Below are 12725 nucleotides of genomic sequence, written 5' to 3'. Positions count from 1 at the left end.
TTTTAAATTCAGTTATTTCGTTTCAATAGCAATTATTTTTTTACCATTTTCGCCTAAATAGTGCAAAAGTAGTTTCTTATAAACTTTGTAACCATCATCTACATTGGTAAAAATAAGCAGTCCTTGTTTGGTCTTTGGTAAGAGAAAAACAAGGGTTTGTACGCCTTGATCTGCGCCCCCGTGTGATAAAGCATAGGTGTCATTTTCAAGATCATATATTTCGAAACCCAATCCGAAGTATTTGTTTTTTTTCTCTTTATTAACCTGAGGGGTAATCATGTCATCAAAAACTTTTTTACTCAAACCGTCGCCGTTCATTACACTACATAAAAAGGTTCCATAATCTTTGATGGTGGTTAGCAGATCATCGGCAGCGTTTGCGGTTTTATTTTTGTTTGTTTCATAGGCATTCCCTTTAGTGTCGTAACCAATGGCAAATCTGGATTCATCGGTTTTAGCATTCCAGAAAAATTGAGTGTCGGTCATTTGCAGCGGCTCAAAAATTAATTCTGCCGCTAATTGGTTCAATGGCTTGTGGAATTTTTTTTCCAATGCTTTTCTCAAATATTCAAACCCTTCTCCCGAATATTGATGTTTAGTACCCGGTTTAAATTGAATGTCTAATTTGCCGGATTTGTTCATATACCTCCAATTCGGAAAACCGGTCTGGTGGCTTATAATAAGTCTTGTTGTAATTAATTTGTTGTTGGGATCATTGGCAACATCCGGATCTGTCCAGTATTTGTAGACCGGTTCGTCCAGATTCCATTTTCCTTGACTGACTAATTTCAACGCTACAATTGCAGTGATTGGTTTTGTTAGGGAAGCGACATTCCATATCGTATTGTACGGTGCGCTGACTTCTTTTTTGAGGCTGCCGAAAACTTTTATTTGTTTCAATTTTCCGTCAGCGATAACTCCAATTCCTAAAGCGGGGATATTATTTTCTTTAAGCCATTTTTCGGTTGCTTCCTCTTCATCAAAAAGAGTCGATTGATCAGCTGTTGAGTCAGGCATTTGATGATCGTAACTTAACGATCTGGCTAATTTCCAGTCTTTGTTTTTTAAAAGCCAGAGATGCGTAAATTTGGCATAACTTCCTGCTTGTTCCGGTTTTCCCGGTGAGATTTCATAAAAGCGATGTCTTCCCATTTGTATGGCACCATATACGATTCCGTTTTTGTATAAAGGATAAACCTCAGTACTTCCGGTAACCAATTCTCTGCGATATCTATAAGGTCTTGACTTGTCACATATTCCTTTTTTTAAGTTGATTAAAAATTGGGCTTTGTTTGAGATACTGTCAGTGTCATGATAAAACTCAAAATCATCAGCATATAAATTTTCAAATTGAGAGACGTCACAAGTGTTAAAACCAACATTAAACAGTAGGCTGTCTTTTGACATAATGGTTTTGTATAGTTCAGAGTTTTTTTCTTCCTGTGAAAATCCGGATTGGATCTGGAAGAAAAAAAGACCAGTTAAAATTAGCTTTAACTGGAATAGATTTGATTTATTGAAATTCATTTTTTGATTGGTGTGATTGATTTTACAATAGTAAAGAAATTACTGATCAAGAAATTGTACAAATGCGAAATACTATCTTTTCTTGGATAGAAAGTAAAAATCCGGATTGAACATTTTTGGAGTTGTTTTCGTCACATCTTTAAATTTTTTTATAAAATGCGACTGGTCAAAATATTTATTATAAAGTGCAACATCGGTCAGGCTTAGTTTTTCCTGACTCATATGGACCATTTGATCAACCGATTTTCTAAATTTTAGTAGCTGAATGTATTTTTTGATGGTAAGTCCGGTTGCCGCCTGAAACTTAATTTGTAAGGAGCGCTGTGATAAGTTTATAATTTTTCCAATTTCAGAAATTGAAATTTCTTCCTCATGAAGTCTGATGATTTCGCAGATTTTTTCAATTGTATTTTTAGACGGATGTAAAGCATCTAATTCTTCGAAATAAGTATTGATAACATTCAGTAAATCTGAAATAGAACTGTTTAAACGATAATCAATTTCGTCATCGAAAGGAAGTTCTGTTGGATCTATTTTAAGGATAGCATCTGTAAAATTGCTTAAATCATATTTAGGAAACATCGAAAGTGTCCAGGGGTGCAATTGCGTAATGGTTACTTTAGTTTCAGGTTGGATATTCACTAAAACTTTATTGGTCATTTGTGAACAAAAATAGAGTCCCTCTGTCATGAGATACTTTTTTTTGCTGGTGTGAACTTCTATAGACCTTCCGCTTACAATCGCTAAGTTAAAACAGCCATTAGGCAGAATGAGTTTATTCTCGATTAAAGTTTCGCCAATACTATTGTCAAGACACCAAATCTTATTGACAAAACGTTCACTTTTTTCACTTACATAAAATTCTGAATAGAGGTTCATTTGCTTTATTATGTTGTTGAAAACCGTTAGAATTGACTCGTTTTTAGTGACAAACGAAAATAGTGTTTTTTTAGGTTTGAAGCAAGATGAGGTGCAAAGTTGCAGAGGTACACGGGAGCAAAGGAGTAGAGTTGTTATTTGTGATTTATGTTCACGAAAATTTTCACGCAGATTTTACTGATTTACAGGAGTTATTTTTGCAGTTAAGAAAGACAGAAAGATTTTAAAAGCTCGTTACAGGCAAACAAATCCGCTTAATCTGTAAAATCTGCGTGCAAAAAGAAAGAAAAAACATTACGACTTATTGCCTTCGCAAGATTTTTGCAAAGCAGTAGAGATGTTATTTGAGATTTATGCTCACGGAAATTTTCACACAGATTTTGCTGATTTACAGGAGTTACTTTTGGAGTTAAGAAAGACAGAAAGATTTTAATAGCTCGTTACAGGCAAACAAATCCGCCCAATCTGCAAAATCTGCGTGCAAAAAAACATTGTAACTAAGCTTCTTAGCGAATTTTTCAGGAAGACAACCCTGACAACAAGATATAGTATTATTTTTTAATAGGCCTATGCTCATAACTAACAATACGTTTTAAAATCCATTCGTTGTTTTTTCGTTCCCAGATATGAATAAATTTTGCAGTTCCAACCGGAACACCATCCACTAGAAAAGTGTGATCTCCCAATTGTACCGCACCATAATCCCCTAATTTATCAATAGTAGTGGAGTTTAATTTTCGGGTAACCTTTTCAGATCGGGCACATTTTTCATTAAAAGTTTTTATTTCGTGCTCTTTCGAATTGTTTAATCCCGAACGATCGTCGAAAAACTCAATATCGTCGGCTATAATTTTTTTGAAAAGATCCGTTTTACATTCATTAAAAGCAACCGTGAAAAGCAGACTGTCCATTTTGATGATTTCTGTTTTCAGATTAGCCATTTTCAGAACTTGTTCATTTGTTTGCGCTTTTATCATTCCGCTAATTAGGAAGATAAAAAGAAAGAGGATTGGTTTTTTCATGCCTTGGTCAGATCAAATTAGGTTTATAGGATGGTGCTGAAACATTATTTTTTAACAGTAAACAATTCAACAGTGGACGTTTTCTTAAATGGATCATTAAAGAAACTCAACAATACCAGGTTAAAAAGATCCGGTTTCTCATAAGAACCAAAATGCGTTGCTCCGGGCATCACAAAAAAGTTGGAGTTCTCGATGTTATCGAAAATTTTAATCGAATGTTCCAGTCTGATAGCATCTCTGTCGCCAGACATAACTAGTACAGGGCATTTTATTTTATGTAAATCTTTTTCAGAGATATTAGGCTGGTATTCCAGTAGATTATAAAGATTTCTGACATGCGAATCTTTTGTCGTTTTTAAGGTCTCCTTTACTACTTCATCAATTTCATCATAAACCGCTTTTTTGCCCGGAAATAAATTGGCTCCAAAAGTAGCGACTTTGCTAACTTTCTTAGGATGGTTTATCGCAAGCAATAGCCCTAGAATACCACCATCGCTTTGGCCCCAAACATATGCACTGTCAATTTTTAAAGAATCTAACAATGTGCTGACATCGTTGGCCATTTGTACATATTTTAGCTGTTGGTTGGACGGATCAACTGATTTTCCGTGCCCTCTGCTGTCGATAGCTATAACCTGAAAGTATTTTTTAAAATATTCGATTCGGTGCCCATGACCTTTAATCGACCCGCCATTTCCGTGAAGTAACACCAAAGGCTTTCCACTTCCGTAAACCTCATAATACATTTTGATGCCGTTAATGTCTTTATAGTTCCCGGCTTCTTTATTGTCGCCATAGGGAGTAGTAAGGTTATTTTGAGCAATTAATGTTCCTATAGTAAGGAAACAGATAAGAAATAAGACCGATTTTTTCATGATTTTGGTTTTTTGATTGATTGAAGGATTGGCAATATTAGGAGTGTCAAATGTATTACGAGTACTTTTTCACTAAGTCACTTAGATCATTTTCCTTCAGAATTTTGTCCAGGTATTTCCCTCTGCTACTGGTTGCTCTTTGGTAAGGTGCGAAAAGATTAGTTGATTTGTTAAATTCGGCGTTGAGGCTTTTTAATTCTTCTTTTTCAGAGTCCGTTAGTTTTCGATTTTCCTTTTCCTGATTGAATTTGATTAGTTTCTTTACAATAATCTCTTTGTCGATAATGTCATTTTCTGAAGCATTCAAGGTACATATGCCATAGATGCCATTGTTGTAATGCTTCCATTCCTCTTCAAAAGCCATGTCTAATCTTTCTTCATCTACACGATTGTTTTCATCGAATAGATTTTGATACGCAAATTCTTTGGTGCTGTGATTTAGCAAACGCTGGATAAAGTTTTCTCTAAATTTCTGCTTTACGTCCTCACTGTTGTTTTGGGTTCTTTTTAAATCGTTTAAAAGACTTACCACGTTTTTGCTAAAGTATTTTTTTGCTGTTGAAATCGAGTGTGAGTCATTTAAGGAAGAAGATATTTTTATCTCAGAATGTATCAAATAAGAATAGGATGGAATTAATTTTTCAACGATAAACTTTTCAATTTCAGCTGTTTCAAAATGGGTAAGTGTCGCCAGATTTTCGAGTTCGATGTAGTTGTCTTCGATGTATTTTAGGTTTGATTCCATTTTGGTAAGGTATTGTTTAGTTATAGTTTCTGAGTAGTAAAAATAGATTTTTTCTCCTGTATTTTGCTCTGAAAAATGAAGATTTTCGAAGAAACAGCTGCTACGATGAGCAGAACCAGAACTCTTTTGTAATGTTCCAATAGCGATAACAAACCACAAAGGAGAGGAGAAATCGTGCCAACGGTCTTTTTTTGTGAACAGCTAATAGGTATTTAGGGGGCTTAAATGCTAAATATTTGCTTTATTTTAAAGTTTTGTGCATTTATTACTTATTTTTACGGTCTTATTATTTAGATTTTTCTTGATGCAAACTCCACTTAAAATTGCTGTTGTCGGTTCTGGATTGGTAGGATCGTTATTAGCAATTTACCTTAAAAAAGCAGGTCATACCGTTCATGTTTATGATCGTAGTCCTGATATTCGCCAAATCAATTTTTCGGGACGTTCTATCAATCTGGCAATGTCCAACCGTGGTTGGAAAGCTCTTGATGCAGTTGGTGTTGGTGATGCGGTTCGCGAAATCGCAATCCCAATGGACAAACGTGCCATTCATTTGGTAGACAAACTAAATTTTCAAAATTATGGTCAGGAAGGCGAATCGATTTATTCGATTTCAAGAGGGACTTTAAATAGAAAAATGATTGATCTTGCAGAACAAGCCGGAGCAGAGTTTTTCTTTGAACAAAAAATCTGGGATGTTACGCTCAATGATGCCACGCTGCATATTGGCGATACCGAAAGAGGTGAGTGGGAAGAGAAGAAATTTGATATGGTTTTTGGTGCCGATGGTGCTTTCTCAAGAATCAGACACCGCATGCAACGTCAGAGTATGTTCAATTATTCACAGGAATTTTTGAATATGGGCTATAAAGAATTAAATATTCCGGCAAATTCAGACGCTACACATAAATTAGATAAATATTCTTTTCATATTTGGCCACGTGGTGAGTACATGTTGATTGCACTTCCTAATTTAGACGGAAGTTTTACCTGTACCTTGTTTATGCCATTTGAAGGCGAAAATTCGTTTGCGTCTTTAACAGACCGTAAGAGCGTGGAGGAATTTTTTGAAAAAAACTTCCCGGATTCGATTGAAGTAATTCCAAAACTGGCAGAAGATTTCTTCAAAAACCCAACCAGTACTTTGGTTACCATGAAATGTTTTCCGTGGACATATGAAGATAAAATTGCTCTAATCGGAGATGCCTGCCATGCAATAGTCCCATTTTATGGGCAAGGTATGAATGCCGGTTTTGAAGACATCACAGTTTTAAATGAAATGATCGAAAAGTACGGAGATGATTGGAAAAAAGTTTTCTCTGAGTATCAAATTTCTCGTAAGCCTAATGCAGATGCGATAGCAGAACTTTCGTATCGCAATTTTATGGAAATGAGTACTAAAACTGCAGATGAGAAATTCTTGTTGCAAAAGAAAATTGAAAAAGCATTCTCAGATAAACATCCCGATAGATGGATTCCATTATACAGTCGTGTGACTTTTAGTGATCGTCCCTATACAGAGGCCCTGGCGATTGGCGATTTCCAAAACGCAATCATGGATGAGATTCTAAAATTAGATAATATTGAAAATACGTGGCACACTCCCGAAATCGAAAACAAGATTTTGGAGTTGTTAAATCAATAAAATTAAATCCGACAGGTTTCCAAAACCTGTCGGGTTTAATTTTTTATTTCTTAAATATCTTAGACAAAACGCCAAAAACACCTCTGATAAAAGTAGCACTCGTTACAACTTTTAAAACAGATTTACCAACCACACTTGCTGTACTAGGTTCTGATTTGGATTGTTTTTGAGAAGTTTGAGCCTCTTCCTGTTCCGAACTCGCTTGTTGTGCATCGGTTATTTTTTTGGTTAAAATTTCGTAAGCACTTTCACGGTCAAGTTCTTCGCTGTATTTTTTTACCAGTTTCGATTTACCATTGATCACTTCAATTTCATCGGCAGATAAAACGTCCATTCGGCTCATTGGCGCACGCATCATGGTTGCGACAAGTGGTGTTGGAACTCCTTTTTCATTTAATGCCGTAACCAATGCCTCTCCAATCCCTAAGCTTGTCAATAATTCATCTGTTTTGTAGTAGGCTGAGGTAGGGTAGTTGTCCGCTGTTTTTTTGATTGCCTGTCTGTCATTGGCTGTAAAAGCCCTAAGCGCATGTTGAATTTTTAATCCTAATTGTGCTAAAACGCCACTAGGAACATCCATTGGATTTTGTGTGACAAAATAAACGCCAATACCTTTAGAACGAATTAGTTTTACAATAGTTTCAATTTGTTCTAGTAAAACTTTACTGGCTTCATTAAAAATTAAATGTGCTTCATCAATAAAGATTACCAGTTCAGGCTGATCAGAATCTCCTTTTTCAGGCATCTGCTGGTAAATTTCAGCCAATAAACTCAACATAAAAGTCGAGAATAATTTAGGTTTATCCTGAATGTCCGTCAGACGAATAATGTTTACGTATCCTTTTCCGTTTTCATCAATACGCATCAAATCATCAATTTCGAAAGATAACTCTCCAAAAAACAAATCGCCACCCTGTTGTTCCAATTCGATTATTTTTCTCAGAATAGTTCCGGTTGTTGCGGTTGAAATTTTACCATAAGCCGCTGCAATTTCATCTTTTCCTTCTTCTGTAATATAATTGATTACTTTTTTAATGTCTTTCAAATCCAGTAAAGGCATCTGATTGTCATCACAATATTTGAAGATTACAGAAACAACTCCCGTCTGCGTATCATTTAGGTCTAAAATTCTGGAAAACAGTACAGGGCCAAATTCAGAAACAGTAGCACGCAAACGAACCCCGTTTTGTTTGGATAAGGACATAAGCTCTACAGGAAACGCAGCTACATTATAAGGAATGTTGATTTTAGCATGGCGCTCCGTAATAAAACCTTCTTCTTTCCCTTCTTTTGCAATTCCGCTAAAATCACCTTTAATATCCATCATTAATACAGGGATTCCTGCATTTGATAATTGTTCCGAAAAGACCTGAATTGTTTTGGTCTTTCCCGTACCTGTTGCGCCGGCAATTAGCCCGTGACGGTTTAACGTTTTTAAGGGAATCTTAACATGGGTTTCGGCAAGTGCTTCCCCGTCCAGGATTGCGCCTCCCAAGATAATACTGGCACCTTTTGAAGAATAGCCATTGTTTATATCTTGAATGAAATTGTCTTTTTTATTCATGTTTTTATTCGTAATTTAGATGATTATAAGAGTTTTGCTGTGTTTTTTAACAGTTTGACCTTGTTTTTTTTAGTAGGAAAAAGCTTTTTCAGTATAAAAATAAAACAAAAAATAATTTCGCAACTTTTTAAGAAGATATCAGCGGAATGTTGGAATATTTACTAAAACGTTGTAATTTTCCCAAAAATCATCCTGTTTTTTGTTTTATCTAAAAAGTAACAAAGGCAATTTAATGAGATATTTTTTAAATTGACGTTAAATTTCCTTCAATTAAATTAAAAAAAGTTTTTTTATTTAAACTAAACGTATAAATTTGCTCCTCTACAAGTTAAATATAACTAAAAAATAAAATTATTTAAAACTATTAAAATTAAAAAAAATGGCAAACGTTAAAGTTAAAAAAGAAAGCACTTCAAATGGAGGAGGAATGATTACCGGAATCATTATTGTTGCGTGTATTTTAGTTGGGGTGTTTATTTGGAAAGTAATCATGGGAGATGCTTCTAACTTCGAGGGAGGAAATCCAGAAACTGGACATCCGATCAATACTTTAGGACAAGTATACAAAGGTGGTTTTATCGTACCAGTATTATTAGGTATGTTTTTAATGGTTGTTGTTTTTTCTATTGAAAGATTCATCGTTATCGGTAAAGCAGCTGGAAAAGCTAATTTAGATAAATTCATGAAAAGCGTTCAAGGAAGCATTAAAGAAGGAAACATCGAAGCTGCAATCGCTTCTTGTGACAAACAACAAGGTTCTGTTGCAAATGCAATTAAATCGGCTTTAATTAAATACCAAGACGTTAAAAAAGAGGGATTCAACAGTGAAGAAGCTTCAGAAGTAATCCACAAAGAAATCGAAGAGGCAACTTCATTAGAAATGCCAATGTTAGAAAAAAATATGACTATTATCTCTAGTTTAGTTTCATTAGGAACTTTAGGAGGATTATTAGGAACTGTATCTGGTATGATTAAAGCGTTTGGTGCATTGGCTTCTGCTGGTACTCCGGATCAAGCTGCTCTTGCAACAGGTATCTCTGAAGCACTTATCAACACTGCAACAGGTATCTCTACTTCAATCTTAGCAATTGTATCTTACAACTTCTTTACTTCTAAAATTGATGATTTAACTTACTCTATTGATGAGGCTGGTACTACAATCGTAAATACTTACAGAAGATTCAGAGGAAGTTTGAAACAATAATTAATTTTTGATATTTAATATATAAATTAATTATATCAAAGTAAAATAAAAGAGAATGGCTAAAATAAAAATGAAAAAAAAGTCAACATCGACAGATATGACTGCCATGTGCGATGTTGCGTTCCTTTTGCTTACGTTCTTTATTTTGACAGCTACTGCTAAGGTGCCGGAAGCACTTCCTGTAGATATGCCTTCTTCTGTTGCACAAACTAAATTACCGGATTCAGATTTGGCAATTATTACAATAGGAAAAGGAAAAGACGGGAAAAGCAAAGTGTTTTTCGATATTAAAGGAAGAGAGATTCGTAAAAGAACTCTTGAAGGAATGGGAGCAAAATTAGGCGTAACTTTTTCAGAAGAAGATAAAACTAAATTTGCCTTAATGGATGACTTCGGTGTTCCATTAGCAAATTTAAAGCAGATTATCGATATGAAAGCGTCTGATAGAACTAAAGCGAATCAACCTGGTATTCCAATCGATTCTTTAGACAATCAATTAAAAGAATGGCTTTTGATTTCAAGAAGAGCTGCTATTGACCTTGATGATAAAGAATTGCAAATTGCAATTAAAGGAGATGCTAAAGAACAATATCCACAAATCAAAAAGATAATGGATATTTTGCAAGATCAGAAAATCAATTCCTTTAACTTAGTTACAGGTATGAGAGGAAGAGACTTTTAATTAAAAAATATACACTAAAATGGCTGAATTAAATACCGGCGACGGTGGTGGCGGAAAAGGTGGTAAGGTAAGAAGTAAAAAGCAGAACTCTAAAGTCGATTTAACAGCGATGGTAGATTTGGCATTCTTATTGATCACATTCTTTATGTTAACCACATCGTTGTCAAAACCTCAATCGATGGATTTGTCTCTGCCGGATAAAGACCCGGATACAAAGGCTAAAGATGAGACAAAAGTAGATGAGAATCGTACTATGACGGTTATGCTGGGTGCTGATAATAAAATGATTTATTATATGGGATTATTAGCGAGTCCTATTGCAGGGCCTAAAGATATTACATATGGTAAAGATGGAATTCGTAGAGAATTATTATCTAGAAAAAAATCTGTTTTGGCTTATTCTGCAGCAAAAGGGAAACCAAAAAATGGAATTATAGTTATTATCAAACCAACTAAAAAATCAAATTATCGTAATTTGGTTGATATTTTAGATGAGATGGCTATTACCGGAGTGGAGACTTATGCGATCGTTCCTGAGTTTACACCGGAAGAAACGAAATTGATAGATAAAAAGCAAGAGTAATCTTGGTTCTTCAACCTAAAAATCAAGAAAAATGAAATTAGATATTATAAAAAATCAGTGGCTTGATATCGTATTCGAAGGACGTAATAAGATATATGGTGCATATGAGTTAAGAAAATCGAACGGTAAGACGACTGTAAAAGCGCTTATCATTGGATCAGTTATTTTTAGCTTTGCTGTGGCAGCTCCTCTTATTGCTAGTCTTTTACCGGATTCTAAAGAAGAAGAGGTGAATAACGATATTAAGATTGCTACGGTAAAATTACCTCCAAAGAAAGAGGAAGTTAAACCTAATCAACCACCACCACCACCACCACCACCAAAAGTGGATCAGGTGAAGTTTGTGAAGCCTGTGGTAGCTAAGGCTAATGAGGTTACTGAAGATCCGCCTAAAATTGAAGAACTTAAAGATAAAAAAGTAGGTTCTGAAACAATCAAAGGAGATCCAAACGCAAAACTTGTAGTAGATGAGCCAGTTGGTACTGGTCCTGTATCTCAGGTGGTAGAAGAAGATAACAGTGTATATAGTACAGCTGGTATCGAAGTAAAACCGGATTTCCCTGGAGGAATTGAAAAGTTCTACAAATTTGTAGGAAACAATTATAAGACGCCAGATGAAGAAGGTTTAAAAGGTAAAGTTTACGTTACTTTTGTAGTGGAGAAAGACGGTTCATTAACCGACATTAAAGTTTTAAGGGATATCGGTTACGGTACAGGAGCAGAAGCGATTCGTGTTCTTAAAAAATGTCCAAGATGGACTCCCGGCGAGCAAAATGGTAAAAAAGTTAGGGTACTTTACTCTTTACCTATTACTATTCAATCTGCAGAATAATGTTAAAAGATATGCTTAATAATATTCAGAAGAAATCGCTCAAAGAGCGATTTCTTCTTGTTTTAGGAATACTGTTTTTTTTAATATATCTTGTGCTTGGTTTAATGATTATGTTTTGGAAGAAGCTTCCATTAGATATGGAACCTAAATACAGATATGCTTTTGGTGGTTTATTGATTGTTTATTCAGCCATCCGTTTCCTGAGATTAATTAATTCAAACGCAGAATAGTTTATGTTAAAATATAGTAAAGTTTTTGGTTTAGTAGCTTTTGTCTTTTTGTTTGCCATGTGCAATCAAAAAAGCAAAAACGATGAGAGCAAAGAGACAATCTTAAAAGGATCTTTAGATATTACGGTTGACGAAACTATAAAGCCAATCGTTGAGGATCAGGTTGCGGTTTTTGAAGGAACATATTACGATGCCAAGATTGCAGTTAAAGCGAAATCTGAAGCAGAGCTTATTAATGATTTGTTGAATCAAAAAGCAAAAGTGGTTGTTACAACAAGAACCTTGTCCAAAGAAGAAGAAGAGAGGTTTGCAAAGAGTAAAATAAAGCCAAGAATTACGCCTTTTGCAACAGATGCGATAGCTTTGATTTCAAGTAAAAGCAATAATGATACTTTAATTGCGTTGAAATCTGTAATTGATTTTATGCAAGGGAAAACAGATACCGGTATTAAAGGATTGGTATTCGATAATCCTAATTCCAGTACTGTCCGTTACATGAAAGAATTGGCAAAGGTTAAGGAAATTCCAACTAACGGTGTTTTTTCATTTAAAACAAATGAAGAAGTTATTAAATTCGTTTCGGAAAATGATGGTATGATCGGTGTAGTTGGAGTAAATTGGTTGTCTCAACCCGCTCCGAATATGATCGATTTGATTAAGAAAATAAACGTTTTAAGTGTTAAAGGTTTAAATGATAATACATACTATAGCCCAACGCAAAACGATCTTGCTGAGGTGAAATATCCTTTGGCACGTGATTTGTTTATTATAAATTGCCAGGGATATTCCGGTTTAGGAATGGGGTTTGCTTCATTCATTGCTGGGGACATTGGTCAACGTATAGTTTTAAAATCAGGTTTACTACCAGTGAGAACTCCGGGAAGAAAGCTTAAAATTAGAAGTCAGATTATAAAAGATAAAGAATAAATTAATTACT

Annotated in this window: 13 protein-coding genes; 7 read left to right on the top strand and 6 right to left on the bottom strand. The window is 34.8% G+C overall.

Annotated elements, in window-relative coordinates; all coding sequences use genetic code 11:
• Positions 1-12: 12 nt before the first annotated feature.
• The 5 genes from LNP23_RS02585 to LNP23_RS02565 all read right to left on the bottom strand — a co-directional run bounded on the left by LNP23_RS02585 (position 13) and on the right by LNP23_RS02565 (position 5048).
• On the bottom strand, positions 13-1527 hold the full coding sequence (locus LNP23_RS02585) for a serine hydrolase domain-containing protein (protein WP_230003565.1): 1515 nt from the start codon (positions 1525-1527) through the stop codon (positions 13-15).
• 72 nt (positions 1528-1599) lie between these two features.
• Complete coding sequence (locus LNP23_RS02580; protein ID WP_230003563.1) at positions 1600-2406, bottom strand: helix-turn-helix domain-containing protein; 807 nt, start codon at positions 2404-2406, stop codon at positions 1600-1602.
• Between the two features lie 551 nt (positions 2407-2957).
• Positions 2958-3428, bottom strand: a complete 471-nt coding sequence (locus LNP23_RS02575) for a nuclear transport factor 2 family protein (RefSeq protein WP_230003562.1) — start codon at positions 3426-3428, stop codon at positions 2958-2960.
• Positions 3429-3472: 44 nt separating this feature from the next.
• A complete protein-coding gene (locus LNP23_RS02570; RefSeq protein ID WP_230003560.1) occupies positions 3473-4303 on the bottom strand; it encodes an alpha/beta fold hydrolase in 831 nt (276 codons plus the stop codon).
• Positions 4304-4358: 55 nt separating this feature from the next.
• Positions 4359-5048 (bottom strand): DUF6058 family natural product biosynthesis protein, encoded by a 690-nt coding sequence (locus LNP23_RS02565; protein WP_230003558.1) that lies wholly within the window; start codon positions 5046-5048, stop codon positions 4359-4361.
• Between the two features lie 304 nt (positions 5049-5352).
• Between LNP23_RS02565 and LNP23_RS02560 the strand changes: the two genes are divergently transcribed.
• Positions 5353-6693, top strand: a complete 1341-nt coding sequence (locus tag LNP23_RS02560; protein WP_230003556.1) for an FAD-dependent oxidoreductase — start codon at positions 5353-5355, stop codon at positions 6691-6693.
• A gap of 43 nt (positions 6694-6736) precedes the next feature.
• On the opposite strand, the gene LNP23_RS02555 is transcribed toward LNP23_RS02560, so the two are convergent.
• Positions 6737-8257 (bottom strand): helicase HerA-like domain-containing protein, encoded by a 1521-nt coding sequence (locus tag LNP23_RS02555; protein ID WP_230003554.1) that lies wholly within the window; start codon positions 8255-8257, stop codon positions 6737-6739.
• A 379-nt stretch (positions 8258-8636) separates the two neighbouring features.
• On the opposite strand from LNP23_RS02555, the gene LNP23_RS02550 reads away from it, so the two are divergent.
• From LNP23_RS02550 to LNP23_RS02525, 6 genes are read left to right on the top strand one after another with little or no spacing between them, the layout of a single operon-like run.
• Complete coding sequence (locus tag LNP23_RS02550) at positions 8637-9461, top strand: MotA/TolQ/ExbB proton channel family protein (RefSeq protein WP_047778952.1); 825 nt, start codon at positions 8637-8639, stop codon at positions 9459-9461.
• A gap of 55 nt (positions 9462-9516) precedes the next feature.
• Positions 9517-10143: an ExbD/TolR family protein gene (locus LNP23_RS02545; protein ID WP_230003552.1), complete on the top strand. Its 627-nt coding sequence runs from the start codon at positions 9517-9519 to the stop codon at positions 10141-10143.
• 19 nt (positions 10144-10162) lie between these two features.
• Complete coding sequence (locus LNP23_RS02540) at positions 10163-10726, top strand: ExbD/TolR family protein (RefSeq protein ID WP_230003550.1); 564 nt, start codon at positions 10163-10165, stop codon at positions 10724-10726.
• A gap of 31 nt (positions 10727-10757) precedes the next feature.
• Positions 10758-11558: an energy transducer TonB gene (locus tag LNP23_RS02535; RefSeq protein WP_230003548.1), complete on the top strand. Its 801-nt coding sequence runs from the start codon at positions 10758-10760 to the stop codon at positions 11556-11558.
• On the top strand, positions 11558-11788 hold the full coding sequence (locus LNP23_RS02530; protein WP_026983456.1) for a hypothetical protein: 231 nt from the start codon (positions 11558-11560) through the stop codon (positions 11786-11788). The genes LNP23_RS02535 and LNP23_RS02530 overlap by 1 nt, the downstream gene beginning before the upstream one ends.
• A 3-nt stretch (positions 11789-11791) precedes the next feature.
• A complete protein-coding gene (locus LNP23_RS02525) occupies positions 11792-12715 on the top strand; it encodes a PstS family phosphate ABC transporter substrate-binding protein (RefSeq protein ID WP_230003545.1) in 924 nt (307 codons plus the stop codon).
• Positions 12716-12725 lie beyond the last annotated feature (10 nt).

The organism is Flavobacterium cupriresistens, from assembly GCF_020911925.1.
Lineage (GTDB): Bacteria > Bacteroidota > Bacteroidia > Flavobacteriales > Flavobacteriaceae > Flavobacterium > Flavobacterium cupriresistens.
Note: the sequence above shows the minus strand (reverse complement) of the source record. Positions and strands in the feature narration are given on the sequence as shown.

What these genes read in the sequence shown, in the direction of transcription:
- LNP23_RS02540 (WP_230003550.1), top strand. Translation starts at nt 10,163, where the DNA reads ATGGCTGAATTAAATACCGGCGACGGTGGTGGCGGAAAAGGTGGTAAG.
- LNP23_RS02585 (WP_230003565.1), bottom strand. Translation starts at nt 1,527, where the DNA reads ATGAATTTCAATAAATCAAATCTATTCCAGTTAAAGCTAATTTTAACT.
- LNP23_RS02530 (WP_026983456.1), top strand. Translation starts at nt 11,558, where the DNA reads ATGTTAAAAGATATGCTTAATAATATTCAGAAGAAATCGCTCAAAGAG.
- LNP23_RS02535 (WP_230003548.1), top strand. Translation starts at nt 10,758, where the DNA reads ATGAAATTAGATATTATAAAAAATCAGTGGCTTGATATCGTATTCGAA.
- LNP23_RS02550 (WP_047778952.1), top strand. Translation starts at nt 8,637, where the DNA reads ATGGCAAACGTTAAAGTTAAAAAAGAAAGCACTTCAAATGGAGGAGGA.
- LNP23_RS02580 (WP_230003563.1), bottom strand. Translation starts at nt 2,406, where the DNA reads ATGAACCTCTATTCAGAATTTTATGTAAGTGAAAAAAGTGAACGTTTT.
- LNP23_RS02575 (WP_230003562.1), bottom strand. Translation starts at nt 3,428, where the DNA reads ATGAAAAAACCAATCCTCTTTCTTTTTATCTTCCTAATTAGCGGAATG.
- LNP23_RS02565 (WP_230003558.1), bottom strand. Translation starts at nt 5,048, where the DNA reads ATGGAATCAAACCTAAAATACATCGAAGACAACTACATCGAACTCGAA.
- LNP23_RS02560 (WP_230003556.1), top strand. Translation starts at nt 5,353, where the DNA reads ATGCAAACTCCACTTAAAATTGCTGTTGTCGGTTCTGGATTGGTAGGA.
- LNP23_RS02525 (WP_230003545.1), top strand. Translation starts at nt 11,792, where the DNA reads ATGTTAAAATATAGTAAAGTTTTTGGTTTAGTAGCTTTTGTCTTTTTG.
- LNP23_RS02570 (WP_230003560.1), bottom strand. Translation starts at nt 4,303, where the DNA reads ATGAAAAAATCGGTCTTATTTCTTATCTGTTTCCTTACTATAGGAACA.
- LNP23_RS02555 (WP_230003554.1), bottom strand. Translation starts at nt 8,257, where the DNA reads ATGAATAAAAAAGACAATTTCATTCAAGATATAAACAATGGCTATTCT.
- LNP23_RS02545 (WP_230003552.1), top strand. Translation starts at nt 9,517, where the DNA reads ATGGCTAAAATAAAAATGAAAAAAAAGTCAACATCGACAGATATGACT.